Here is a 23,136-nt window from a genome sequence, read left to right on the forward strand (position 1 = left end):
CCCCCACTCCGATGAACCGGATCCGCGCGGCATCGGACACGACGGACTGGTCTATGCCGGCTCGCGCACGCCACCGGCGTTTCCACCGTCGTCCGGCATCGGTTCGGCCGGGGCTTCTGGCAATTCGTCCGGCGCGCCGGGCAGAAGGACCCCCGGGTCGTCGGGCACCGGTTCGCGCGGGTCGATGGGCGGATACTGCTCAGGGTCGAGATCGGGTTCAGTCATCACGCGAGTATCCGTCGTTTTCCGTGCTGCCGCTCGTCGGGCCCGGCGGCAGGACCGGCCCGTCAGTCCTCGACGGGGGTTCGGTGGGCACCGACGGGCCAGAGGATCGTGGTCGGGACGCCGTGGTGCCGCGCCCAGTCGATGGTCCGATCCGTCGACGCGGGGTGGCGGCCTGGTTTGCCGTCCCACACCGCCACGAGTCGCTGCACCCGTCGGACCAGCTCACGGTTGGCATCCACGTAGGCGGCGGTGTCCGAGCGGTCGTGACCGGTGTGGACGACAGTTGCCGCCCGGTCGAGCAGCTCGTCGAAGGCCAGCCGGTTCTCCGGCCTGATCACCGCGACCCGGTAGTCGCGGGCCGGCAGGATCACCTCGTAGGTGCCGCCCAGATCGAGGATCGTACGCGCGAAGACCTGGTCCGCGCCGGCCGCCAGGCAGGTCACGCCGTGCACGGGCCGGTCGCTGATCCGGCCCAACTCGACGCGGAGCGCGTCGGCGACGAGCAGTTCGGTGTCGCGGGTCAGGTTGATGTGCCCGGTCACGCCGACGCGGACCGGGCCGAGGTCAGGCGGCATCCCTCGGGCCTCTGCGCTGCGCGGGCACCGGAGGTGCCAGCCGGATCAGCTCGAACCCGTTGTCGGACAGCACATCGGGCAGCGCCCGGACCCCCTCACGATTCTGCTCCTGCACGTCGGACGGCAGCTCCTCCCACGGCCGCAGGGCGGGATGCCGCCGCTGAACGTCATCGCGCGGGTCACCGTACGTCCAGCCGTCCCCGCGCCGTTCCCGGCACCACCGGTCGTGCTCCAGGCGAGCGAGTTCCTCGATCCTGTCGTCGATGGCCTGCCCGGCGGCCGAGGCGTCACCGGTGCCACCGTGGCGGGGGGCCACGACGCAACCGAGGTCCAACAGCTTGGCGGCGATGTCCTGCACATGGGCCCGGTTGGCCCGCCGCAACGACTCGGGTAGTCGTGACCAGTTCACCATCGCCGGGGCATCGCCGAGTCGTACCCCGGCGCGCTGCTGAGCCTGGACGTACCGCTCGTGGATCAGCCGGGCCAGCCGCTCGGTGAGATCCTCGGCGATCAGCCGGGCGTCGCAGGCGTGGGTGAGCACCGGGTAGAGGCGGAGCTTGCCGTGCACCTCGTCGAGCAGGTCGTGACGGGAGTCGCCGTGGAAGGCCGCGGCGAGCGCCGCCTGCCGGTAGACCGGCACGAACACGGCACTCTCGGCGCCCTGCCACAGGGCGGGCGTGTCCAGCACGAACCGCAGGCCGTTGATCTCGTCCGGTGCGCAGACGTAGATGCGGTCGTAGCGGTCGCGGCCGAGACCGACGACACCGTCGAGATCCAGGTCGTACGCGGTCAACTGGCACACGGTGGCCAGGAACGGGTACCGCGACGACGCAAGAGCGATCTCGGTCCCGGCGTCCGGTGCCACGACGTCCACCCGCAGGGGTGGCCCGGCCTGGCCCCGGGGGATGTCGGCTCGGGATGCGCGCCAGTGCCGGACGGTCTCCACCAGGAGAGCCCGGCGGAAGGCGCCGGTGCCCGCGATGAGGATCCTGGTCGGTCGGTCTCCCCCGCTGGGCAGCGGGTGGTGCCGGTTCAGCGCGCGCGCGGCGACGTCGTCGACGTGGAAGTAGTCCAGCCGCAGCCGGCTGGACCCGGCGGCACCGAGTCGTCGGGCCTGCAGGGACAGACACATCTCCGAGTCGTGCACCAGGATGTAGACCCGCGGTGGTTGCCGTCGGTCCTGGATGAGCCGGTTGGCGGTGTTGGCGATCGCGTGGTTGCGGTCGTCGTCCTCGCTGCAGGCGTAGATGGTGTGGGCTCGGGGCAGGCCGGCACCGCGCAACACCTCGGGGCTGGTCGGGTCGCCGACCACGCCGAGGTACCGGCGCCGCCGGTACTCCAGCGGCCCGAACGGTTCGGAGCGCACCACCACCACACGTTCACCGTCGGCGAAGAGTCGGTCGGCGAGCATGCGGGCGAACTGGGAGTCCCCGCAGACCAGGACGTGACCACGTGCCCGCCGGGCGCGCAGGCGACGACTCTCGGCGGCCAGCAGCAGCCGGCTGGCCTCGGCGACGGCGAGGAGCGTGAACAGCGGGGCGGCGAACCGGGCGACCTGCAACTGCCATGGGTAGGGGCCGGCGTCCTGGAATGGTTCGGCGCCGAAGACGAAGAGTTGCAGGTCGTAGTAGAGCACATCGTACGGATCGTGGGCGACGTCCGGTCGGGCCTGGAGCAGGCGTTCGAAGCCGACATAGCCGAGGACGAGAGCGGCCAGCCCGATCACTCCGAAGAGGACTCGCAGACTCCAGCCGGTCGGGCGGGACGAGCCGGCGACCGGATCCGTCATGAGCTCATGGTATTTGACGAGGTCGATCGGATCGTCGCTCGACGCGCACCCACGCACACCTACGGCTCCGGATCGATCACGGAAAGTCGTCGGGTCGGGTGTCGGCCAGCGTGGCCAGCAGTTGCCCGGCCAGCCGCCGAACCGCGCCGTCATCCTCCTGATACGCGAGCCGCACGAGCATCTCCCGGGTCCGGGTGTCCCTGTCGTAGTGCCGGGTCAACGCGAGCAGCGCGGTCCGGCGGATCTCCCAGTCATCGTCGTCAGCCAGCCGCAGCAGCAGGTCCCGTACCCCCGTGCGGCCAGCCAGGCTGGCGCCCAGCTGCTCGACGGCCCGGCGGCGAACCTCCAGGGCCGGATCGTCGCGGACCAGCCCGACCAGCAGCACCTGAACCTCCGGGTCGGCGCCGAAGTGCTCGCCGAGCGCGGCGGCGATGCGGGCGCGGATTGCCGGGTTCTGGTCCGACAGGCGGCGCATGAGTCGCAGCGTCACCGCCATGGACGCCGATCCCTGCTCGGTCAGACAGCGCACGGCGGCGTCGAACACTGTCGGGTCGGTGTCGGCCTCGACGCATTCCAGCAGCACGTCGGTCACCAGTTCCGGGCTCCCGTACGCGCAGAGGGTCTGCACGGCGGCCAACCGGATGCCGACGTAGCTGTCCCGGCGTGCCCGCCGGCACAGTGTCTCCATCAGGCCCGGGGCTTCGCCGTGGCGGGCGAGCGCCTGTGCGGCGGCGCACAACACGTTCGGGTCGGGGTCCCGACTGACCTGCTCGGCAAGGCACTCCCGCACCTCAAGGTCCGGTGGGTCGGCGAGACGGGCCAGGCTACGGGTGACCCGCAGCCGGACGATCGGGTCCCGCTCCTGGGAGGCGCGGCTGATGAGCAGATCTCGGGTCGCGTGACCGAACAAGGGTCGCCCGGTGAGCAGGTCGACCGCGGCGAGCCGGACACTCGCGGTCGGATCGCGTCGAGCGCTCTCCAGCAGCAGTTCCCCGGTGCGGTGGTCGGGGTAGGCCTCGGCCAGCGCGCGCACCGCGGCGAGGCGTACCGTCGCGTCCTCGTCGACGCGAGCCGAGCGGGCCACCACGGTCCACCCCGTGTCGTCGGCGCGGTCCCGGTCGATCAGAGCGGTGACCGCGGCGGCCCGCACGGAGGACTCCTCGTCCTGCTCGATCTGATCGATCAGCCGGGCCCGGCAGCGCCCCTCCGGGTCAGGTACGAGTGCCAACCGCTGCACGGCGACCGCGCGGACCCGCGCTGACGTGTCCGAGCAGGCGAGCTTCAGCAGCAGCTCGGTGCTCTCCGGGTCGGGTCGCTCGGGCAGCAGCTCGGTCAGAACGCAGCGTCGGACCTCGTCCGGGGAATCGCCGGTGACCCGCTGCAACGCCGTGGTTCGTGCGGTCTCGGCGTACTCCGGCAGAACCAGCAGACCCTTCAGCGCGCACTGCACCACGCCGGGGTCGGCGTCGGTGGCCAGCAGTCGCTGCATCGTCTCGGGTGCGTCCGGCAGGTCGGCGCAACGTGCGGTGAGCACTCCGGCGGCGGCCCGCCGCACCGCGACGGCGGTGTCCCCGGTGGCTCTGGCCAACACCTGACGGACGTCGTCGGAGAGTTCGGACCGGGTGCCGAGGGACTGCACGGCCAGCGCCCGCACCGCGAGGTCGGGGGAACTGGCGAAACCGCGCAGCACGTCCACGAGGTCGGGGTCGGCGCCGAAGTGGGCGACCACTGCGCGTACGGCGGCCTGCCGTACCGCGGTGGAGACCTCGGCCTGCGCCTGGGCGACCAGGATGTCCCGGCATCGGCGACTGCTGCCGCCGGTGGCCTCGAGGCGGCCGGCGACCTCGGCCAGCCCGGCGACCAGGGTGAGGTGGGCCTGACGCTCGCGGCCCTGCCCCAGCTCCCGGACGAGCAGGTCCTCCATCTGCTCCTCGGCGGTGGACAGCACCGCCGCGATCCGGGTGGCGAAGGGAGAGCCGGATCGCCAACTGGTCCGGACACCACGGCGGCGGTACCAGTGCAGGAAGATCTCCCGGCCGGGCCAACTCGGGCCGAGCGCCCGGATCGAGGACAGCAGCTCCTGCTCGGTGAGATCCACCAGGTTCGGGTCGTCCGCCGAGATGCCATGCTCGATGAGACGCACGACCTGCCGCAGCACGGCGTCGCCCGCGTCGGCCAGTTCGGCGGGCTGCGGCGCCTCGGCCACGCACTGCGCCGCCAGCACCAGGTTCCACGGCGGCCCGGTCAGGTTCAGCGGCGGCCACGGTTGGGTGGCCTCGGTGGCGAGCAGGGTGACCAACTCGTTGGCGGTCTGGGCGGGGAGGGCGCTGGCGACCAGTCGAAGCACCTCCCGCCACGACGGATCGGCCCAGTGCTCGCGAAACAGTGAACGCAGACGATCGAGGCCCCAGTTGGTTGGATCATGCTCGCATCTGTCCACGATCTCCTCTGCACAGAAGAACTCCAGGAACGCTCGGTGCACGAACCCGAACAGTCGTAGCCCGTAACGTTCCAGGATGAAGCTTCGCTGCCGCAATTTGTCGATCATTGAGTAGGCCATGGCGAGCGCCCGCTCATTTTCGAAGCCGTAGAACGCGACGAGGTGGTCCCGGAAGATGCGCGCCAGTTCGTCGGACTCAATGTAGTTTCCAGCGGGGCCGGACTCCCGGAACTGCATCCAATACGCCAGGTGACGCAGCAGCCGACGCTTCGCCTGCAGGTCCAGCGACGGCACGTCGCCGTGGCTCTCGCGCAGTTGCTTTGTCACATCCCACTCGGAGATCAGAACGTCGGTCACGTGCGCGTAGAGCCGGCGTCGGTTGCGGGGCAGCGGGTGACCCCGGCCGACGATCGCCATGAGCATCAGCAACAGGGGGTTGCCGGCGATCTCGCGCATCGCTCGAGAACTGCCCACCACGTCGAGGATCTGCCGCCGCTGCCGCTCTGCCTCCGCGGCCGGCGTGGGCATCACGTAGCGGTACCAGTTGCCGAGGAATCTCGCGATCTGCTCGTCGTCGAGATCCTCCAGGGTGAAGTGGTCGAAGCCTGCGTTGGCAAAGGTGTGCCGCTGGTAGCCGGCCGCCCGCGAGGTGACCACTGTCAGCACTCCCGGGTACTCGTTGGCGAAAGTGGCGATCTGCGCGGCCACCTCTTCCCGCTGCGCCGGGTCGAACACCTCGTCCAGGCCGTCGAACAGGAACAGTGCCTGACCGCCCTGGCGCAGGTACGCCTCCAGCACGTCCTGGTCGATGCCGGCCAGCCCCTGCTGGTGGCGGTGGCCGACGTAGTCGAGCAAGCCGTCGCACCGGCCGTCCCCGTGATGGGTGGCGTACGAGCGCAGCTCGATCAGGACGGGTAGGTACCGGTCCAGCGCACTCAGTCGAGGCTCGACGCAGACCTCGGCCAGCGTCAGCGCCAGGTACCGCGCGGCCGCTGACTTGCCGGAGCCGGGGTCGCCGAGCAGCACGATCGTGCGCCGGCCCGGGTCGGACACCACATCGAACAGCGACAGCTCGTCCTTGGCCGCGTACTCCTCCCAGAGCCGCTCCACCTCCTCCGGGTTGACCACCCCGGGCAGCCCGCCGACGTCGTCGCCCGGCGTGGACCCGGCCCACCGCCACCACGCCAGGGGCATCTCCGGTCGCGCGTCCTCGTGGACGCGGGGTTCCACGAACACCTTGGGCAGCCCGACGGTGAGGTAGCCGATGGTGGGACGCGGTGAGACCGCGTCCACCGAGACGGTGTGGTATCTCAGCGACAACTGCTTGTAGTACTGGTTGCGGACGGCCGTCGGCAGGTGGGTGTCCGGGTCGGCGGGCTCGCGCGCCGGCGACCTGCCACTGCGTACGTCGGCCAGTGCGGCGGTCACCTTGGCGGTGAGGTCGTCCACGCCGGAGAAGAAGGCGCAGAGGTGACGCTCCTTGAGCTCACGGCGCAAGGCGACGATCTGCTGCCAGTCGGCATCCCGGTCGATCATGTCGACCGGCCAGGGCGTGTCCTCCGCGAGCAGGAAGACCAGGCACGGCTTTCCCGCCGCGAGCGCCTCCCGGTATTCCAACTCGGTGATCGAGGACTCCTGGCCGGGCGGCCGGAACCCGTACCGCCAGGCGAACAGTCCCACGTAGAGGTCGCAGCGGCGCACGTCGGCGAGGCAGCGGTCCAGCGGCGGACGGATGTCGGCGCCGTACGCCTCCATGGCCACGTCGTCGATCTCCAGACGGCGAGCCACGGCGTGCACGGCAGCGCGGTATTCCAGCAGGTCCTTTTGTGTGGCCGAAATGTAGACCTTCATGAACGGCAAACTCCAGGGAGTGGCTGGCGACCGCACCATTGAAAATATCAGCAGTTGTCACGTCCGGCCGACCCGCGAACACTCCGAATGCCCGACGTACATGGGATTCCCGCTCACCCCGGGCCTATGATGACCGTCAACAGATACGGATCCGGGCGGTCGAAACTCGTACCCGTGGAGTCTCGGTTGTCGGACGCGGATCCGTGTCAGTGCCGGTCGCGAGGGGTGTACGTCAATCAGCATGAGCCGCATACCGCGCGATGAGCGCGGGTCCGGTGGCAGCGTTGCGGAGGAAGCCATGCTCACTGTCGGTGAGGTGCACACCAGCCTTCTGCAACACAGCACGGCGTTGGCCCAGGAGCAGAGCGCCGAAATGCTCAGCCTGATCGAAGGCGAGGCCGTGCTGACCTCCCGGCGTCCATCGCTGTACGCGGTGTCACCCGATGTCCGCACCGGTGTCGACTGCTGGCTCCCGAGCGCCAGAGGGCGCCAGTTACGTGGGGTGGGAGCCGTGGTCACCAGGGCGATCGTCACCGGCGGCCGGATGGTGCAGGCCTCCTCGGTCATCCACGTCGTCGCCGGCAAGCGCCGCCAGCCGTGGTCGCACTATCTGGCCAACCCCGGCGTCCTGGAGACGGTCGGCAAGCTGGACGTCGCCGACCTGAGCGCGGGCTTCCTGCACGGCAACAACGCCGACGTGCTGAACCTGGAGGCGATCACCGGCAGGGTTCTCGACGGTGTGCAGATGTCCGACCTGCTGGACCGGCGCCCGCCACTGCGCACCGCCCGCACACGGCTGCGCTGGACCGCGCAGGCCGACGCGCGCCCGGACCGGGACGTCTCGGCGGTGGTGACCGTGGACTCGCCCACCCTGCGTACGGTCGAACTCGTGCTCGACCCGCAGGACGTGCCGGCCGCCGTTGCCGGGCTCTGCGAAGATCTCGCGTTGCACGACTGGCTGCTGACCATGCTGTCCTCGCTGGTGGAGTCCGCGGTCACCCGATCGGCCTCCGGGCAGGAGCACGTCGAGCGGCTACGGCCGGTGCTGGAGCACCTGCTGCACCTGTGGCTGCCCGGCGCGCGGGTGCACCCGCGGCTGCGGCCGATCTGGGAGCAGTTGGAGCAGGTACCCGGGTTCAGCCGTCAGTGGAACTCGTCGGTCAACTGGATCCGGGATCAGATCAGCGTGAGCAACATGGCTCTGCTGCGCGACCTGGCCGGCCGGGTGGCCGTCGACGAGCCGTGCGGGAGCTGAGCACGTTCAGTCGCTGATGAACACGTAGCTCAGCCGGTCGACCAACTCGCTGGGCAGGAGCAGGCCCTCACCGCCGGCCCGTTTGGCGACCTGCTGCGCGACCGTCGGCGGCACCGCCACCTGACCGAGGATGGTCCGTACGGCCAGCTCCACCGGCAGGTACTGGGTGCCCATCAGGGTCAGCGTGCGATACGCGCAGAACGGCGCAGCCGCCGGGTTCAGCTGGACGATCGCCGGCAGTTCGTCCCAGTCCGTCGGCAGCTCGCCGGCGAGCCGGCACGGCTGCGTCATCGTCTCGCCCCGATGCCGTAGCACGCCAAGTCGGGTCATCTGCCAGACCGAGGCGAGCAGGGCGCAGGCCCACACCCGGGCGTCCGGCTCGTCGGACCAGAGCTCGATGTCGACGAAGATGGAGTGCCGGGGATCACCGGACTGCAACGGCGGAGTCCACGGGCGTGGCAGGGTCATCGCCGGCGCGTCGACGTGCCCGGGGGACCGTTTACCGTTGGACAGCCAGCCCGACTCGCTCAGCGGTGGACGACTCCCGGTGGTGTGCCGAGGTGGTTCGACCACCAGTGTGTCGACCACCAACCGGGCCAGCTCGGCACCGTCGTGCCGGGCGAAGCTGGACTCCCGGGCCACGTAGTCCAGGATCAGCCCGTGCTCCGCCGCGGCGCTCTGCACCTGCGGTATCACCTCGCGGGGGGTACCGAAGCGGTGGAAGTAGTCGTCCATCATGAAGCAGGTGCTGATCCGCGGCTCCCGGTGCGCGGGCAGCCCTCGTCGGGCCAGAGCCGGGATCGCGGCAGACCAGTCCGCGATCCGCTCGAACTTGCGCCTCAGCTCGTCACACCCGTCGCCGAAGTCCTCCGCGTAGAAGTGCCCCAGCTCCACGGACAGATGCGAGTACGCCACGCTCTCTGTCCGACGCACCGCAGCTGCCTCCTGGAACCTGACATCCATGCCGATCACGCGGTGTCCCATGCCGTCTCGTCGAAAAGCTTCTCAGTCAGGTCAACGAAGGCGTCCACCGTCTTGACGTTGGCAATTTTGGATTGCACGTCGTGATCGGAGATGAGCTGCTCCCGCCACTGCAGCAGTGGATCAAGCGGCACCGCGCCGAGCAGCGTCGTACGCCCGACACCTCGGCGTCGGGCCAGCTCCGACAGCTCCGCGTCGCACTTACGCAGGAATGCCTGCTGGGCGAGGCCGAGGTGGCCGACCTCCGGGCCACGTGAGTCGATCACCGCCGTACGGATGAAGCGCAGCGACTCCCGTAGCCTGTCCGGCTCGTGGCCGTACTCCTTGCCCATGGCCACGATCCCACCCGCCTCGAACGCCAGGTCCGCCGCTGCGGTGACGTGCTGGGGAGTCCACCGGTGGAAGACCAACCAGCGCACGGCGACCTTGCGCAGGGTCGAGGTCGCGGTGGCGGCCAGCGCGATCTGGCTGGCGTACGACCGGCCGGCGCTGAGGTCCACCAGGGTCAGGTCGAACTCCTCCTCCAGGCGGAGGAAGAGCTCGGCGCAGCGTTTGGCGATGTCGTTGGTGAAACCGAACTCGCTACCGTTGCGTTGTCCCGGCAGGAGCACCAACGGACCGGACCCGATGGGCCTCTGACGCAGACTGGCACGTTCGGAGGTGGCCCACACGTCCAACTGCTCCGGAGACGGAATCTCCCCGCGCAAGTACCGGTGCAGGCCGCCACCATTGGGCCCGGCGCCCTCCACACCGTTGACGGCCTGCGGGATCTGGAAGGTGATGCCGGCGGTCGGCGAGCCGAAGTCGTAATCCAGGTAGCAGGTGGGGCGACCGGACAACGCGCTGCGGTAGGCGATGTTCGCCGCGGTCACCGACCGCCCGGTGCCGCCCTTGTGCGACGTGACGAAGACCAGCATTCAGATCCCCTCGCTGGCCTTCTGCTGCCCGGTGGCGATGTCGTTGAGCAGCAACAGGAGAGTGTTCACCAGAGCGGCCGCCGTGCCGGGACGCTCGTCGACCAGCAGCTGCGCGCGGCCCAGGCTGGCGCGAATGCTGCGCATGCTGCGCTGCATCGCCTCACCGTCGAAGGTGCCGCGCATCAACTCCCGGTCGAACAGATATTCGGCCTCATCGATGAGATCCTGCGCGTAGTCGGCCAGCCGGCTTGCTCGTGGGAACGGCCGCTCCCACAGCAGCTGACCGGACGTGACCAGAGCCTGCACCACCCGCTCGGTCAGGTACCAGGAGGGTGCGTCCGGCTTCGGCGCCAGGCCGGGAAAAGCACCACCGGCATGGTCCCACAGCCCCTGGTGCCGGCCATCCGGGATGCGCCGCAGCAGCAGGTGGTCCCACACCTCGTCGGCCAGCTCGAGCAGTTCACTGCGCCGTCGGGCGTTGCTCAACAGACCGGCGACGGTGGCCGCCCGCTGTAGCAGCACAGTGGAGAACTCGTTCACGTTCCACGTCATGATCGGCTTTGACGTGTCGTCGTTCAGGGTCACCCGCTTGCCCGGCGCGTGCACGAACAGCGCCGGCTCGCCGGGCGACGCCCGCCGGGTGATCCGCGCCCGCTGGGCCAGCTCCACCAGCACCGAGGCGATCCGCCCGAGCTCCTCGTCACCACCGCGCCCGACGGCGATCAGGCCCTTCACCGCCAGCGACGTGGCCTGGAGGGTGTAGTAGTCGGTCCGGTCACCGTCGGTCGTCCGCCAGGGGATGTCCTCGATGGGCCACCGCCGCCGGTTGCCGAAGGTTGCCACCGTCGCCCAGTACGTGCGGGTGAGCTCCCACCGCAGTTGCAGCGCCCGGGACAGCCGCTGCTGCTCCTCGTTGAGCAACCCGAGCAACCGGGTGCGTTCGGAGTTCAGATCCTCGATCGCGTCCATCGCGATCACAGTGAAGTAGAGGTACGGGGCGTTCTCCGCGGAGCCCTCACGCTGCAGGCCGATCGGCTCAGTGGTCGGAACCTCCTCAGCGCCGGAGATGATCCCCCACGACCAGCCGCACTCGAACAGCATCTCACTGTTGTCCAGGTCCTCGGTCACCCGACCCGAACCGATGATCACGCTGCGCAGGCTCGCCATCGTGTCCCGCAACTGCTCGCGCAGCGCCGCCACCAGCTCGCGGCGCGGCAGCTCGTCCTGGTTGACCATGTCGCACAGACGAATGCCGTACTCGTCGCTGGAGGTGAAGACGAAGGTGCTGAAGCTGCGGAGCAGGCCGACCATCGCCGCCGTGAGACGCGCGCTCGCCATCGCGTCCAGTTCGTCCAGTTGCGCCAACAGGTCGCGCCGCTGGGTCGAGCCCCGGTAGACCTTGATGAAACCGATAGTCGCCAACGTGAGTGTGATCGAGACCGCGAACGAGTCGCCGATGTCCAGGGAACGCTGCTCGTCGGTGAGCTCCGGGCCGCCCTCCAGCGGAGTGAGGTAACTGCCTCCGCTGAAGATCGGAGTGCCGGCGTCGTCGGTGTACCGCCGGAAATAGTCGATCATCACGCTGACCAGCCGGCGGGGAATCTCGATCGCGCCGCCGATAGGGCTGAGCGCCTCGATCACCTCTTCGTCGGCGCGGTCCGGGTCGTCCAGTGACAACACGGGGACCTTGGCCGCAGGGAGCAACAGGGTCAGCAGTTGCTCCGCGTCGCTGATCGAGTTGCTGCCACTTCGGCTGCCCCAGTGCCATTCACCGTTCGCCCAGCAACTGCGAACCGTAGCCCGCCAGATGTCGAGGATCTCCTGGCGCGGCTGCATCCGCATGATCCACCGCCGTCTGTTGTAGTCGTCGACTCGAAACCTCTGGTATTGCAGTGCCCACGATGGCGTACAGCATCATGGTAGCGGGCCAGTCGAGTGCCACTTGAAAGGCTTCGATGGCCGCGTGTTGACGCTCCGGCCGATCGGGCGCGACGGATTGCCGCGCCGCCACGCTGCGCCGACAGCACGGGATCGGCGCACCGCACAGGCACGCATCGGCGCTATCCGCGAGTACGGCCGGTGGCCAGCAGCATGCTCAGATACCCGTCGCGCAGCGGCGGCTTGGGCCGCACCTCGTGGACGTCCAGGTCGTACGCGCCCGCCGCGATGCTGGCCACCACGTCGGCGCGCTGCAGTGCCACCGCCGGGAACATCTGTCGACCGACGCTGTAGCCGAGGGACCCGAGCATCACCGTCACGGCGAAGGGCGACCCGGGCCGCAGCGCGTCCAGGAACCGACCGATCGCGTGCTCGGCCTCGGCCCGGTCGGCCGAGATGGAGCAGGCCACGAAGAACATCGTGCCGGCGCTCCACGCATGCCTCGGCAGCGTGAAGACGCTGGCCCGCACCACCCTGCCCACCTGCGCCAGGCGCCGACGCGGGTCCGCCAGTGCCGCGTACGCCGGGTGCTCCGCGCACACCTGCCAGTACGGGTCCCAGAGCTGGTCGTAGCTGTCGACCTGTGTGCGCAGCCAGTTCACGTTCGCCGTCGACCATTCACACAGGTCGACGGCCTTCGCGAACGGCAGAAGCGACAGGGCCGGATACAGATTCGCTCCCGATCCCACGTCGACGCACCGCGCGTCGGAGAGCTTCGCCTCGGCGAAGAAGTCTCGGATGCGGCAGAGTATTTCCCGATCGTCGGACCGCAGATCCGCGTAGTTGTGCCGGACATATGCCTGCGGGTCGAAGCTGTCCCACTCCACGTCGGAATTGACCGGCCTCGGTGACTGGATCGGCGAGCGTGGCGTCGACTCGCCGCAACCGCCCCCAGTCGCCGGGGTCAACGCCATGGACGGGCCTCCATCGGTTCGGCGGATCACATTGGTCGCTGAAGCGGCGCTCGGTGCTGTCCATTATCTATCGAAGGTGGTGTTGGCCCACAAGTGCAGGAACTTCGTCGTCCGCCGAGATTGACGACGACAGGACGGTGGCCGGATGCCGCCAACCCGACCCGATCGCCTCCCGGTGACCAGCCCCCTGCGCTCGCGAAGGTCGGATCCGCTGGCTGGTCACAGTGGCTGCCCCACGTACCGCGATCTAGGTAATTCTTGCCGATGTGGGGCGGTTGCCGTCTTGGCACGATCGTTGCCAGCGGGTGTGGATCCAGCGGCTCTCCCATGCCCGGCGCTCCGATCATCAGAGACCGCAGAGGGGCTTCATGATGATAAACATTACGGACGCCGACGAGGCCGGCATTGACGTGTCAGCCCCGGTGATCAGCAGTCACAGCGTCACGGTGACCGCGTCGGCGGACACCGTGTGGCGGATCCTCACGGACATTGACGCATGGACGACCTGGTTGCCGGAAATCCCGTACGCACGCGTGGAGACACCCGGTCCGCTCGCGCCGGGCTCCGTGTTCCGCTGGTCCGCGGCCGGCATGGAGATCGAGTCGACGATCCTTCAGGTACGACCGCAGGAACGCCTCGTGTGGCGGGGGTACGGTGACGGGCCGGACGGCGTCCTCGGCGTCCACGTCTGGGCGCTCACTCCGGCCGGTGACGGCGTGAAGGTGTCGACCGAGGAGTCCTTCGCCGGCCCGCCCGTCGATGCCGACCCTGCGCCGTTCCAAGGGGGCCTCGACACGACCCTCGCCAGCTGGCTGGAACACCTCAAGCGCACCGCCGAGGCGGCGACCGTCTCATGAAGAACCGTATGGTTGCCGTCGCGACGGCAGTGGTCGTGGCCGGCGTCATGGGCGCCGCGGGTGCACCGGCTCGGGCCGAGGCAGGGCACGGCGGCGGCTCCGACCGCGCGGCGGTGCGGTGTGCGGGAAAGACCGTCGACGCCGCGGCGAAGATCCGCTACCGGACGGAGACGATGATCGACGCGCCGCTACGGACCGTCTGGAAGATCCAGACCGACGTCGAACGCTGGCCGTCATGGCAGAAGCCGGTCCTCTCCAGCAGGCGGCTCGATGGTGGTCCGCTGCGTCCCGGATCGTCCTTCCGATGGACGACGCCGGTACGCGAAACCGCGTTGAATCCCGCCACGACCCTCGTCGTCACGTCCACCGTCCGGCAGCTCCAGCACCAGCAGTGCCTTCGGTGGGACGGCCCGGCGATCAGTGCCGGGCTGCGCATCGACGAGGGCGTTCACGTGTGGACGTTCACCGAGATCGACGGCCGGGTTCTCGTGCGCACCGAGGAGACGTGGCGCGGTGAGCAGGTGGAGCAGGACGCCGAATTCTCCACCGTGGCTCTCGGCGCGGGTTTGGAGACATGGCTGACGGAGCTCAAGATCCGGGCCGAACGGGAGTGTGAGCGGGCCCGGCGCTGACCCGACTGACGGCCCCGCCGGTCTCGTGCCGGCGGGGCCGTCAGTCGCCCGATCGCCCCGGACCCGTCAGCGGAGAAGTTCGCGCAGCTGCCGGCGTGAGGTGATGCCCAGCTTGCGGTAGAGGTTACGCAGGTGGGCGTCGATCGTTCGCGGGCTGACGAACAGCAGCGCGGCGACCTCCTTGGTACCCGCGCCCGAGGCGACCTTGCAAGCGACGAGTAGTTCCCGTGCGGTCAACCCCGCCAGCGGATCGGCGTGGTCGGCCAGGGTCGGCCCGCCGATGGCATCCAGTTCGCGGGCGGCGCGGGCGGCGAACCCGCCCGCACCGATGGTGGAGAGCAGGTCGTGTGCGGCGCGCAGCTCCACCCGTGCCTCGGCGCGGCGGCCAACCCGTCGCAGCCACTGCCCGTAGAGCAGGCGGGCTCGCGCGTAGTGGACTCGCATCCTGCTCCCGGCGAACCGGCTGATCGCCTCGCGGTAGCGGTCCTGCGCGTCGAGCCCCGGGTCCAGCAGCGCACACGCCAACAGATGCGCACCCGTCGTCCACGCGTTCGGATTGACCCGTGCGACGGTCCCGATCCACTCCGCCGATTCCGTGGCCGCTTCGGGACGTCCGACGTACGCCGCGGCTTCGACCAGCTCGTGGTGGAATGCGGTGACGGCGTACGAGCCACGCCGGTGCTGGTCCTGCACGAGCAGCAACGCGTTCAGCGCGGCCTCGTGGTTGCCGCTGCCGTTGCACAGCACGCCGTTCGCGTAGGGCAGCGCTGTCGGGTTCACCCCGACCCAGCCGCGCAGCTTCTCCCGGATCTCCCGGAACCGGTCGGCGTCTCCGCTCCACGCGGCGAGCATCAGGTCGGACCCCACGAGGTTGGACGTCCCCGCGGCCTCGTCGACAGCACGCGCCTCGGTGACGCAGACCTGCGCGTCGGCGAATCGACCCACGATTGTCCGAGCGACCGCCTGGAAGCGCAGCGCATGGGGAAGGATCGCGTAGGCGCCCTGCGCCCTGGCGAGTTCAACCTGACGGTCGACGATCTCCTCCATGGCATCGCTGTCACCGAGGTCGACGCTCAACGCGCAGGCACGCTCCATCCACCACGGATCCGCGTCGGGTGTGCGGGCGTACTCCCGGAAGGCGTCGACAGTGCGGCGCATCAGCGGCATCGCCTCGTCCACCGGGCGGAGGTTCTGCTCGACCAACGCCCGCAGCAGCAGGTCGACCGGACGTGGCGGCTGACGATGTGGCACCCGTTCCCGGATGTGCAGGGCGAGCCGCCGCAGCCTCCCGGGGTCGTCGACGCTGAACATGAGCGACGCGAAGGCCTCCAGGTAGGTCTCGCGGACGTCATCGGGCCCCACGCCGTCGGCAGCGTCGACGAGGGCGATCGTCGCCGGGATGCTGCGTGTCACGTGATAGTCGATCGTCGCGCGCAGCAGTCGCGCGACGCTTCGGTCGGCCGGCTCTAGCTGGAGACGCTCGGCCTCGTTCACGAGCTCCCGGGCGGCAGAAGGTGCCCCCGAACTCAACCGTGCCCGGGCCGCGGCCAACAGGCGGCGTGCCTGCTCCGACCGGCCCGGTGTCAGTCGGGCCGCGCTTTCGAGGAACGCGGCCACGGCCGCGAATCCGCCGCGGCGTTGTGCCCGACCGGCCGAACGCTCCAGTTCTGCCGCGGTCCCCTCGTCCGGGCCGGTGATCGCGTTCGCCCGGTGCCAGGCGCGCCGGTCGGGATCGACGTCGACGTCCGTACCGGCGGCGAGCGCAGCGTGCGCCTGCCGTCGCGGCTCGACACCGGCCGACCGGTACACCGCGGAACGCGCCAACGGATGCCGGAAGTGCACCCGGGGCCCGATCACCAACAGGCCGCTGTCCTCGGCCGCCGCCAGGTTCGCGGCGTCCAGCCCCTGAATCGCCATGGCGCGCCGCAGCAGAACGAGATCGCCCGTCGGCTCCGCCGCGGCCAGCGCCAGAACCGAGCGCGTGGGTACGGGCAGCCGCAGGAACCGACTCACGAACCGGTGCTCCACCGCGCCATGGCCGCCGTCCCCGGGTAGTCCGAACGGCCCTGCGTCGCGGGCGATCTCCACCAGGGCGAGAGGGTTGCCGGCCGCCTCGGCGAGGATCCGCTGAAGGATCGCCGCCTCGTAGCCGAACGGCGCCCGATACCGCAGCAGGGTGAGGGCCTCCGAGTCGGCGAGCCCGGTGAGAGAGAGGGCGGGCAGGCGACCGAGTTCCGGCACCGAGGCGGCGTCGCGGGCGGCGAACACAATGGCGACCCGCTCCGCCGCCACGCGTGCCGCGACGAAGGCCAGCACCTGCCGCGAGCCGGCGTCGGTCCACTGCACGTCGTCGACCGTGCAGAACACCGGCCGGCGGCGGCCTACGGCACTGAGCAGGCCCAGGACGGCCAGGCCGACCAGCATCGGGGTCGGCGTGACCCCGGCGTGCAGCCCGAACACCGCCTCGAGCGCGCTCCGCTGCGGCGCGGGGAGCGCAGCGCGTCGGTCGAGCACGGGCGCGCACAACTGGTGCAGGGCCGAGTAGGGCAGTTCGCTCTCGAACTCGATACCGCCGGCCCGCAGCACCTGCCATCCGTCCAGCCGTGAAGCGGCCGCACCGATGAGCGTCGACTTGCCGATCCCCGCCTCACCGAGAACGAGCATCGCCCCGCCACGGCCTTGCGCCGCCGGGCCCGTCACCGAGGCGATCTCGCCCAACTCCGTCTCTCGAGCGACGAAGAATCCCGACCTGATAGCTGTCATCAACTTCCGCATGTCCCCGGATGCATGGTCGATCGATGGTATCCACAGCAGTGCCCCGGTCGGGTCGACCGTCACCGACAGCTGGAGTCGGCGCTCCTACGAGCGCAACTCGAACAGTTCCAACTGGATGCCGTCGGGGTCGCGCAGGTAGAGGATCTTCGTCCCGGCCAGCGCTCCCGCTTCGACGCCGTCCCCGTCCTGAAGCACTACCGGATCGGCGTTGACGTGGACGCCCCGCTCCACCAGGTCACGGTGCGCCGCGTCGAGGTCGTCGACCTCGAAACACAGGTGCATCACCCCGACGTCGCAGTTGCGCCCGGTGAAGGGCCTCGGCTCCGGGCTGTCGTACTGGATGAGTTCCAGAAGGACGTTGTCACCGGCCAGTGCGAACGATGCCCGCATCGACGCGTTCTCGACCTCGACGACCGCACCGATGGCCGGGTTCGCCGCCGAGATCGTCACGCCGGTCGGCGCGATGCCGAGGACGTCTTCGTACCACCTCACCGACCGCGCCAGATCGCTGACCGGCACTCCGATGTGATGCATCCTGGTCACTCTGCTCATGATCTCCATCCTCAACGGCTCAACCACCACTGTGGAAGGCACAGTTCTTCCGCGTACCGCTGGTACCACCCAGCTATGGGCTCCGATGGCGGATCATGGTGTTCATGAATGACCTCGGCGCGGCGCTGCGGGCCTGGCGGGACCGCACGGACCCGGCCGCGGTCGGTGTCGCAAACGCCTCACCCCGCCGCGTCGTCGGGCTACGACGGGGCGAGCTGGCAGCACTGGCCGGCATCTCCCCCGAATACGTGGCACGCCTCGAGCAGGGCCGGGCCGCCACACCATCCGCGCAGGTGTGCGCCTCCCTGGCCCGCGCGCTACGACTCTCCGACGACGAGGAGGCGCACCTGATGCGCCTCGCCGGCTTCGCCGCGGCCCCTGACCGGATACCTCACCTGATCCCCAGCAGCCTGTACCGCGTCATCGACCACCTCGGCGACACCCCCGCGGCCGTCTACGACGCCGCGTGGCGTCTGCTGCACTGGAACCGGCTTTTCGCGGCCGTCTTCGGCGACCCCGCAGGTGCCAGCGGCGACGATCGCAACGCCCTGATCGTTCAGTTCGAATCCCGCAACCCCCGAGTCCGGCAGACCGACACCGAGCGCGCCTACTTCGAGCAGTCGTTGGTAGCCGATCTGCGCGCCACCAGCGCCCGCTATCCGAACGACCCCGACGTGGCGGCGCTGATCTCGCGGATGGCGGGGAACGACAGGTTCTGCCACCTCTGGGCCCTCCGCGCGGTGGCCAGTCACGAGAGCGCGCACAAGACCGCCGTGCACCCGGACCTGGGCGCCATCCCACTCGACGCCAACGTCCTGACCACTCAGAACGCCGACCTGCGTCTCGTGGTCCTCACGCCTCGGCCGGGCACCAGCGCTCGCGAGAAGCTGGTGCGACTGGGTTGACGTGTGCGCGAGATGGGTTCGACCCGGTACGCCTACAAGGGGAACGCCAAAGCTTGACGCATAGGTCGATCGTCTGCTTATGTTGATGACATGACTAAGCCCTCGGCGGCGATGCGGGAACCCACGTACTTCATCCTCGCCGCGTTGCAGGACGACCCGCTGCACGGCTACGCCATCGTCAAGCGTGCGCAGGAGCTGTCCGACGGGCGCGTGCGATTGACGACCGGCACGCTGTACGCCGCACTGGACCGGCTCACCGGCGAGGAGATGGTGCGGGTGGCCGAAGAGGCGGTGGTCAACGGTCGCGCCCGTCGCACGTATGAGCTGACCGAGCGCGGGCTGTCCGCACTGCGCGAGGAGGCGGCTCGGATGGCCGCTGCGGCACGGGTCGTTCGAGACCGTTCCGTACGGTCGACGGCCGCGACGGCTCGGACGGCGCCGGCATGACCGGCCTGGAGCGCCGCTACCGGTGGCTGCTGCGCGCGTACCCTCGGGCCTACCGGCAGTACCGCGCCGACGAGATGCTGGAAACACTGCTGGTCGCGGGCGAGACGGACCGGAGGCACCCGAGGCTTCGGGAGTCCCTCGCACTCGTGGTGGGAGGTCTGCGGGTCCGCTCCGGTGTGGACCAGCTCCGCTCCCGGGACACCTTGCGACACTCCGCGCTGCGATCGACAGTGCTGTCCCTGCTCGTGTGCGGCGTTGCCCTGACGGCCCTGCCCCTCACGTGGCGCCTGTGGCTGCTGTTGCCGGGTAATTCGGCCAGCTTTCTGTACGAGCGAAGCTCGGTCACGCCCGCATTGCTGCTTCTCGCGCTGGCCGCCGCGGTGTGGGCTCGCTACCGCCTCGCCCTTCCCCTGACCATTGGCGCCTTCGGCTGGGAGATCTGGCACGCCACAGCGAATGACCTGAGGTACGCCGTAGAACCATGGGCAAGGTACGACTCTGCTCTGGGGCTCCGGACCGGCCTCTACCTGATCATGCAGATTTCCACGTGGGTATGCCTGTTGGCCGTGGTGACAATGGTGCCGCTCCTTCGAGCGCGCCAACCACGGGCCACGCGACAATGGACCTGGCTTCTCGGCGCCACGACAACCATGGCGGTCATAACGCCCAACCCGCTCAATGGCTGGGCAGACGGGTTGACCCTTCCGGTCATCATGGCCGCCGGGCTGGTGGCGGCCATCGTGGGCGCGGCACTTGATGTGCGGGTGTCGATCGCGGCCAGCGCGGTCCTTCTGGCGCTGATGCTGCCCATGCTGGCCTATCAGCCGACCAATTGGACGCTCTACGGTTGGGACTGGAACCCGCGAAACGTGCTCCTCGAAGTCGTGGTCGGGATTTTCGCCATCAACGTCACGGTCAGCAGAATGGCCGCCCGCCGGCACGTCACCCTGTGACCCTGCTCCGCGACGTTGCTGAGGTGCGGGACATCCGCCCGGTCCGGGCTGGGTGCGAGTCTGAACGCGTGACTTTCCGATCGACGCACATGTCCGTATGAGCCTGGTAACGGCGTTCGTACCGATCTGGATCCTCACCGCGGTCGGTTACGCGGCCTGTCGTTGGGGCCTGCTGGGCGAAGCGGCGGCGTCGGTGCTCGGCCGATTCGTGTTCCACCTTGCGATGCCAGCCGCCCTGTTCCTCGCCCTGTCCCGAATGCCGCTGTCCGGGTTGGCCGGCCGCCCGCTGCTCGCCTTCGGGATAAGCACCGCCACGGTCATCGGGCTCGGGTGGGTCGGCGCGAGCTGGTTGTTCGGTCGCACGCCCGGCGAACGGCCGATCTGGGGCATGGCCGCCGGGTACGTGAACTCGGCGAACCTCGGCATCCCGATCGCCACGCAGGTTCTCGGCGACGTGTCGTTCCTGGCGGAGGTGGTGCTGCTGCAGGTGCTGGTGGTGACACCCGTGATCCTGGTCGCCCTGGACCGGCACAGCGACCCGGCCGGGCGGGTACGGGTCGCCCGTATCGCCTCCCTGCCGGTACGCAACCCGGTGATCCTGGCATCGCTGCTCGGTGTCGCGTGCTCGGCTACCGGCCTGCATCTGCCGTCGGCGGCCGGCGCGTCACTCACCCTGCTGTCGGGCGCCGCGGTTCCGGCCGCCCTGGTCGCGCTCGGCGCGTCGCTGCACCGCACGGCGCTGTCGCAGGCCGAGCCAGCCGAGCCAGCCGAGCCGGGCGAGCTGGCCGTGATCACCGCGCTGAAGCTCGTCGCGCAGCCGGTCATCGCGTACGCGGCCGGGGTGGCCCTGCACCTGTCCGCGCCGCAGTTGCTCGCCGTGGTGGTGTGCGCGGGCCTGCCGACAGCGCAGAACACGTTCATCTACGGTCAGGAGTACGGCGTCGGCGAGGCGGTGGCCAACCGGGCGGTGGTGGTGACCACAACGCTGTCGCTGGCAACACTGACCGCGGCGGCGACGCTGCTCGGGTAGGTCCGTCAGCTGACTCGTTCTGAACCGCATGACTGGCATCGGCATAACTCCGTCGGCCTGATCGGGCGACTCACCGCGGGCCGGCCGCACCTGATGTGGTCGCGGTGCGCCTGACGCCACCTCGACGGGAAGAGAGCACAAATGAAGAGATCCGAGCGGTGGACCGAGTGGGATCGTGGCTGCGCGGCATCAGCCGCACGGCCGCGCGCGCTTGTGTCCGTTGTAGACGTTGATGTCGGCGGGGCCGTGACTCACAAGCGAAGGGTTTGACGACCATGGCGCACATCGATCTCGGGTTGGACGAGAAGCAGTTTCCCGGCATCTCCGGACCGATGCGGTACCGGCCGGAGACGGCGAAGCCACTCAACGAACTGGCCGAGGTGCTGCTGCGTGCCCCTCACTCGCTTCCCGCCGGTGAGCGCGAACTGATCGCCGCGTACGTGTCCGGACGTAACGACTGCAACTTCTGCTGCGCGTCGCACTCCGCGTTCGCCGCGGCGCAACTCGACGAGGGTTACTCCCTCGTCGACCAGGTGCGCGCGGACCTGGACACCGCCCCGATCTCCGCCAGACTGCGGGCACTGCTGCGCATCGCCGGTGCGGTACAGATCAGTGGTCGCGAGGTCACCACCGAACTCGTCGCCGACGCCCGCGCCGAGGGCGCCACCGACCTGGAGATCCACGACACCGTCCTGATCGCCGCCGCGTTCTGCATGTTCAACCGCTACGTCGACGGGCTCGGCACCTTCGCGCCCGAGGGCCGGGACGCCTACGCCGAGTCCGCACGTCGGATCGTCGAGGTTGGTTACGGGGCTGCGATCAGCGGGCCGCCAGCCGCCTGAGCACAGACACGGGTGACCACACCCGATCCCTCTGCGATGGTCGACGGACAGGCCCGGCCATGTCCGGCACCTGTGACGCTGGAGGGATCGATGGACCTCGCACGCCGGCTGCTCCCCGCGACGAAGCAGCTCCGGGCAGACATGGTTGACCGGCTGGGCGTGCTCGTCGCGCTCGAGTCGGCACCGGGCTCGCTGCCCCATCTTGAGTCCTGTGCCGACCTGCTCGCCCGCTGGGGCGAGGAGGCGCTCGGCCGGCCCGCCTGCCGGGTCGTGATCGACGGTCTGCCGCACCTGCTGTGGCCGGCCGCTGATCAGCGCGTGCTGCTCCTGGGCCACTTCGACACGGTCTTCCCGGTCGGCACGATCCGATCCAGGCCCTTCACCGTACGCAGGGACGTGGCGACGGGACCTGGCGTCTGCGACATGAAGGCCGGGATCGTGCAGATGTTCGCGGCGCTACGACTGATCGAGGACACCTCGTCCGTCGGCGTGCTGCTCACCTGCGACGAGGAGACCGGGTCCGTCACGTCACGGCCACTGATCGAACGCGAGGCACGGCGTTCGGGTGCGGTTCTCGTCTGCGAGGCGGCCACCCCGGACGGGCAGGTGAAGGTGGCCAGGAAGGGCGGTTCGGTCTACCGCGTCATCGTCGAGGGTCGCGCCGCCCACGCGGGCGTCGAACCGCAGCGCGGAGTGAACGCCACAGTCGAGGTGGCCCACCAGGTTCTCACCTTGGGTGCGCTCGGCGCGATGGACAGCGGCGGCACCTCCGTCACACCGACACTGCTCTCCGCTGGCACCACGACGAACACGGTGCCGGAGCGCGCCAGCCTGGCCGTTGACGTGCGGGCCTGGACCAGGGACGAGCTGGAGCGCGTCGATCACGCCATCCGCGCTCTGGTGCCGTTCCTGCCGGAGGCGACGCTGGCCGTGCAGGGAGGGATCAACCGTTACCCCATGTCCGAGGAGCTCGCGCGACCGCTGCTGAAGTTGGCCCAGTCGGTCGCCCGTCAGCTCGGCATCCCGAGCCTCGTCGGCGCGTACGCGGCCGGCGCGTCCGACGGCAACTTCACCGCCGCGTTGGGCGTACCGACCCTGGACGGCCTGGGCGCGGTGGGCGGCGGAGCGCACGCCGCCGACGAGTATGTCTGCCTCGACCGGATGCCCGAACGGACGGCGCTCCTGGCCGGGCTCGTCGAAGCGCTGTCCACATCAGAGCGTCGCGGATCTTGACCCACCGACGTGATCCCGTAACGTA

The 23,136-nt window shown here is 69.7% G+C and carries 19 protein-coding genes; 9 read left to right on the top strand and 10 right to left on the bottom strand.

Annotated features, from left to right (window positions below):
* Positions 1–51: 51 nt before the first annotated feature.
* The 4 genes from ACGF3C_RS22355 to ACGF3C_RS22370 all read right to left on the bottom strand — a co-directional run bounded on the left by ACGF3C_RS22355 (position 52) and on the right by ACGF3C_RS22370 (position 6,880).
* Positions 52–225, bottom strand: a complete 174-nt coding sequence (locus ACGF3C_RS22355; RefSeq protein WP_393224806.1) for a hypothetical protein — start codon at positions 223–225, stop codon at positions 52–54.
* A gap of 62 nt (positions 226–287) precedes the next feature.
* The gene (locus tag ACGF3C_RS22360; protein ID WP_357232487.1) at positions 288–800 is read right to left on the bottom strand and encodes a hypothetical protein; all 513 of its coding nucleotides are present in this window, start codon (positions 798–800) and stop codon (positions 288–290) included.
* Positions 790–2,589: a RyR domain-containing protein gene (locus tag ACGF3C_RS22365; protein ID WP_393224810.1), complete on the bottom strand. Its 1,800-nt coding sequence runs from the start codon at positions 2,587–2,589 to the stop codon at positions 790–792. The genes ACGF3C_RS22360 and ACGF3C_RS22365 overlap by 11 nt, the downstream gene beginning before the upstream one ends.
* 76 nt (positions 2,590–2,665) lie before the next feature.
* A complete protein-coding gene (locus tag ACGF3C_RS22370) occupies positions 2,666–6,880 on the bottom strand; it encodes a HEAT repeat domain-containing protein (protein WP_393224813.1) in 4,215 nt (1,404 codons plus the stop codon).
* A gap of 241 nt (positions 6,881–7,121) precedes the next feature.
* Between ACGF3C_RS22370 and ACGF3C_RS22375 the strand changes: the two genes are divergently transcribed.
* The gene (locus ACGF3C_RS22375; protein WP_393224816.1) at positions 7,122–8,135 is read left to right on the top strand and encodes an SCO2521 family protein; all 1,014 of its coding nucleotides are present in this window, start codon (positions 7,122–7,124) and stop codon (positions 8,133–8,135) included.
* Between the two features lie 6 nt (positions 8,136–8,141).
* On the opposite strand, the gene ACGF3C_RS22380 is transcribed toward ACGF3C_RS22375, so the two are convergent.
* The 4 genes from ACGF3C_RS22380 to ACGF3C_RS22395 form a co-directional block, all read right to left on the bottom strand.
* Positions 8,142–9,119, bottom strand: coding sequence for an SCO2522 family protein (locus tag ACGF3C_RS22380; RefSeq protein ID WP_357232464.1), 978 nt, complete (start codon positions 9,117–9,119; stop codon positions 8,142–8,144).
* The gene (locus ACGF3C_RS22385; protein ID WP_357196665.1) at positions 9,104–10,033 is read right to left on the bottom strand and encodes an SCO2523 family variant P-loop protein; all 930 of its coding nucleotides are present in this window, start codon (positions 10,031–10,033) and stop codon (positions 9,104–9,106) included. The genes ACGF3C_RS22380 and ACGF3C_RS22385 overlap by 16 nt, the downstream gene beginning before the upstream one ends.
* On the bottom strand, positions 10,034–11,875 hold the full coding sequence (locus ACGF3C_RS22390) for an SCO2524 family protein (protein WP_393224819.1): 1,842 nt from the start codon (positions 11,873–11,875) through the stop codon (positions 10,034–10,036). It lies immediately after the preceding gene.
* Between the two features lie 218 nt (positions 11,876–12,093).
* The gene (locus tag ACGF3C_RS22395) at positions 12,094–12,885 is read right to left on the bottom strand and encodes an SCO2525 family SAM-dependent methyltransferase (protein WP_357196671.1); all 792 of its coding nucleotides are present in this window, start codon (positions 12,883–12,885) and stop codon (positions 12,094–12,096) included.
* Between the two features lie 368 nt (positions 12,886–13,253).
* Between ACGF3C_RS22395 and ACGF3C_RS22400 the strand changes: the two genes are divergently transcribed.
* Together ACGF3C_RS22400 and ACGF3C_RS22405 are read left to right on the top strand one after the other, a co-directional pair.
* Positions 13,254–13,742 carry an SRPBCC family protein gene (locus ACGF3C_RS22400; protein ID WP_357232474.1) on the top strand — a complete coding sequence of 163 codons (489 nt, stop codon included), beginning with the start codon at positions 13,254–13,256 and terminating at the stop codon, positions 13,740–13,742.
* Positions 13,739–14,374: an SRPBCC family protein gene (locus tag ACGF3C_RS22405; RefSeq protein WP_393224823.1), complete on the top strand. Its 636-nt coding sequence runs from the start codon at positions 13,739–13,741 to the stop codon at positions 14,372–14,374. Before ACGF3C_RS22400 ends, ACGF3C_RS22405 begins: the two co-directional genes overlap by 4 nt.
* A gap of 66 nt (positions 14,375–14,440) precedes the next feature.
* Here the strand turns inward: ACGF3C_RS22405 and ACGF3C_RS22410 are convergent, their stop codons facing one another.
* Both ACGF3C_RS22410 and ACGF3C_RS22415 read right to left on the bottom strand, forming a co-directional pair.
* Entirely contained in the window at positions 14,441–17,137 is a 2,697-nt protein-coding gene (locus tag ACGF3C_RS22410; RefSeq protein WP_393224826.1) for an AAA family ATPase, read from the bottom strand.
* A 96-nt stretch (positions 17,138–17,233) separates the two neighbouring features.
* Positions 17,234–17,701: a VOC family protein gene (locus ACGF3C_RS22415; RefSeq protein WP_393224829.1), complete on the bottom strand. Its 468-nt coding sequence runs from the start codon at positions 17,699–17,701 to the stop codon at positions 17,234–17,236.
* A gap of 104 nt (positions 17,702–17,805) precedes the next feature.
* Between ACGF3C_RS22415 and ACGF3C_RS22420 the strand changes: the two genes are divergently transcribed.
* The 6 genes from ACGF3C_RS22420 (at position 17,806) to ACGF3C_RS22445 (ending at position 23,111) form a co-directional block, all read left to right on the top strand.
* On the top strand, positions 17,806–18,606 hold the full coding sequence (locus tag ACGF3C_RS22420; RefSeq protein WP_393224832.1) for a helix-turn-helix transcriptional regulator: 801 nt from the start codon (positions 17,806–17,808) through the stop codon (positions 18,604–18,606).
* Positions 18,607–18,696: 90 nt separating this feature from the next.
* Positions 18,697–19,053, top strand: coding sequence for a PadR family transcriptional regulator (locus ACGF3C_RS22425; protein WP_357225280.1), 357 nt, complete (start codon positions 18,697–18,699; stop codon positions 19,051–19,053).
* Positions 19,050–20,006 carry a hypothetical protein gene (locus ACGF3C_RS22430; protein WP_357225276.1) on the top strand — a complete coding sequence of 319 codons (957 nt, stop codon included), beginning with the start codon at positions 19,050–19,052 and terminating at the stop codon, positions 20,004–20,006. The genes ACGF3C_RS22425 and ACGF3C_RS22430 overlap by 4 nt, the downstream gene beginning before the upstream one ends.
* A 97-nt stretch (positions 20,007–20,103) precedes the next feature.
* A complete protein-coding gene (locus ACGF3C_RS22435) occupies positions 20,104–21,036 on the top strand; it encodes an AEC family transporter (RefSeq protein ID WP_357225273.1) in 933 nt (310 codons plus the stop codon).
* Positions 21,037–21,311: 275 nt separating this feature from the next.
* Positions 21,312–21,878 carry a carboxymuconolactone decarboxylase family protein gene (locus ACGF3C_RS22440; protein WP_393224836.1) on the top strand — a complete coding sequence of 189 codons (567 nt, stop codon included), beginning with the start codon at positions 21,312–21,314 and terminating at the stop codon, positions 21,876–21,878.
* 90 nt (positions 21,879–21,968) lie between these two features.
* Positions 21,969–23,111, top strand: coding sequence for a M20/M25/M40 family metallo-hydrolase (locus ACGF3C_RS22445; protein ID WP_393224838.1), 1,143 nt, complete (start codon positions 21,969–21,971; stop codon positions 23,109–23,111).
* The last annotated feature ends 25 nt before the right edge of the window (positions 23,112–23,136 follow it).

Source organism: Micromonospora sp. NPDC047762 (genome assembly GCF_043204655.1).
In the GTDB taxonomy this organism is placed as follows: domain Bacteria; phylum Actinomycetota; class Actinomycetes; order Mycobacteriales; family Micromonosporaceae; genus Micromonospora.

Bases quoted from the DNA above. Each gene is read 5' to 3' on its own strand.
- ACGF3C_RS22420 (WP_393224832.1), top strand. From the start codon at position 17,806: ATGAATGACCTCGGCGCGGCGCTGCGGGCCTGGCGGGACCGCACGGAC.
- ACGF3C_RS22390 (WP_393224819.1), bottom strand. From the start codon at position 11,875: ATGCGGATGCAGCCGCGCCAGGAGATCCTCGACATCTGGCGGGCTACG.
- ACGF3C_RS22355 (WP_393224806.1), bottom strand. From the start codon at position 225: ATGACTGAACCCGATCTCGACCCTGAGCAGTATCCGCCCATCGACCCG.
- ACGF3C_RS22405 (WP_393224823.1), top strand. From the start codon at position 13,739: ATGAAGAACCGTATGGTTGCCGTCGCGACGGCAGTGGTCGTGGCCGGC.
- ACGF3C_RS22400 (WP_357232474.1), top strand. From the start codon at position 13,254: ATGATGATAAACATTACGGACGCCGACGAGGCCGGCATTGACGTGTCA.
- ACGF3C_RS22380 (WP_357232464.1), bottom strand. From the start codon at position 9,119: ATGGGACACCGCGTGATCGGCATGGATGTCAGGTTCCAGGAGGCAGCT.
- ACGF3C_RS22435 (WP_357225273.1), top strand. From the start codon at position 20,104: ATGAGCCTGGTAACGGCGTTCGTACCGATCTGGATCCTCACCGCGGTC.
- ACGF3C_RS22365 (WP_393224810.1), bottom strand. From the start codon at position 2,589: ATGACGGATCCGGTCGCCGGCTCGTCCCGCCCGACCGGCTGGAGTCTG.
- ACGF3C_RS22440 (WP_393224836.1), top strand. From the start codon at position 21,312: ATGGCGCACATCGATCTCGGGTTGGACGAGAAGCAGTTTCCCGGCATC.
- ACGF3C_RS22360 (WP_357232487.1), bottom strand. From the start codon at position 800: ATGCCGCCTGACCTCGGCCCGGTCCGCGTCGGCGTGACCGGGCACATC.
- ACGF3C_RS22425 (WP_357225280.1), top strand. From the start codon at position 18,697: ATGACTAAGCCCTCGGCGGCGATGCGGGAACCCACGTACTTCATCCTC.
- ACGF3C_RS22410 (WP_393224826.1), bottom strand. From the start codon at position 17,137: ATGACAGCTATCAGGTCGGGATTCTTCGTCGCTCGAGAGACGGAGTTG.
- ACGF3C_RS22430 (WP_357225276.1), top strand. From the start codon at position 19,050: ATGACCGGCCTGGAGCGCCGCTACCGGTGGCTGCTGCGCGCGTACCCT.
- ACGF3C_RS22445 (WP_393224838.1), top strand. From the start codon at position 21,969: ATGGACCTCGCACGCCGGCTGCTCCCCGCGACGAAGCAGCTCCGGGCA.
- ACGF3C_RS22395 (WP_357196671.1), bottom strand. From the start codon at position 12,885: ATGGCGTTGACCCCGGCGACTGGGGGCGGTTGCGGCGAGTCGACGCCA.
- ACGF3C_RS22375 (WP_393224816.1), top strand. From the start codon at position 7,122: ATGAGCCGCATACCGCGCGATGAGCGCGGGTCCGGTGGCAGCGTTGCG.
- ACGF3C_RS22415 (WP_393224829.1), bottom strand. From the start codon at position 17,701: ATGAGCAGAGTGACCAGGATGCATCACATCGGAGTGCCGGTCAGCGAT.
- ACGF3C_RS22385 (WP_357196665.1), bottom strand. From the start codon at position 10,033: ATGCTGGTCTTCGTCACGTCGCACAAGGGCGGCACCGGGCGGTCGGTG.
- ACGF3C_RS22370 (WP_393224813.1), bottom strand. From the start codon at position 6,880: ATGAAGGTCTACATTTCGGCCACACAAAAGGACCTGCTGGAATACCGC.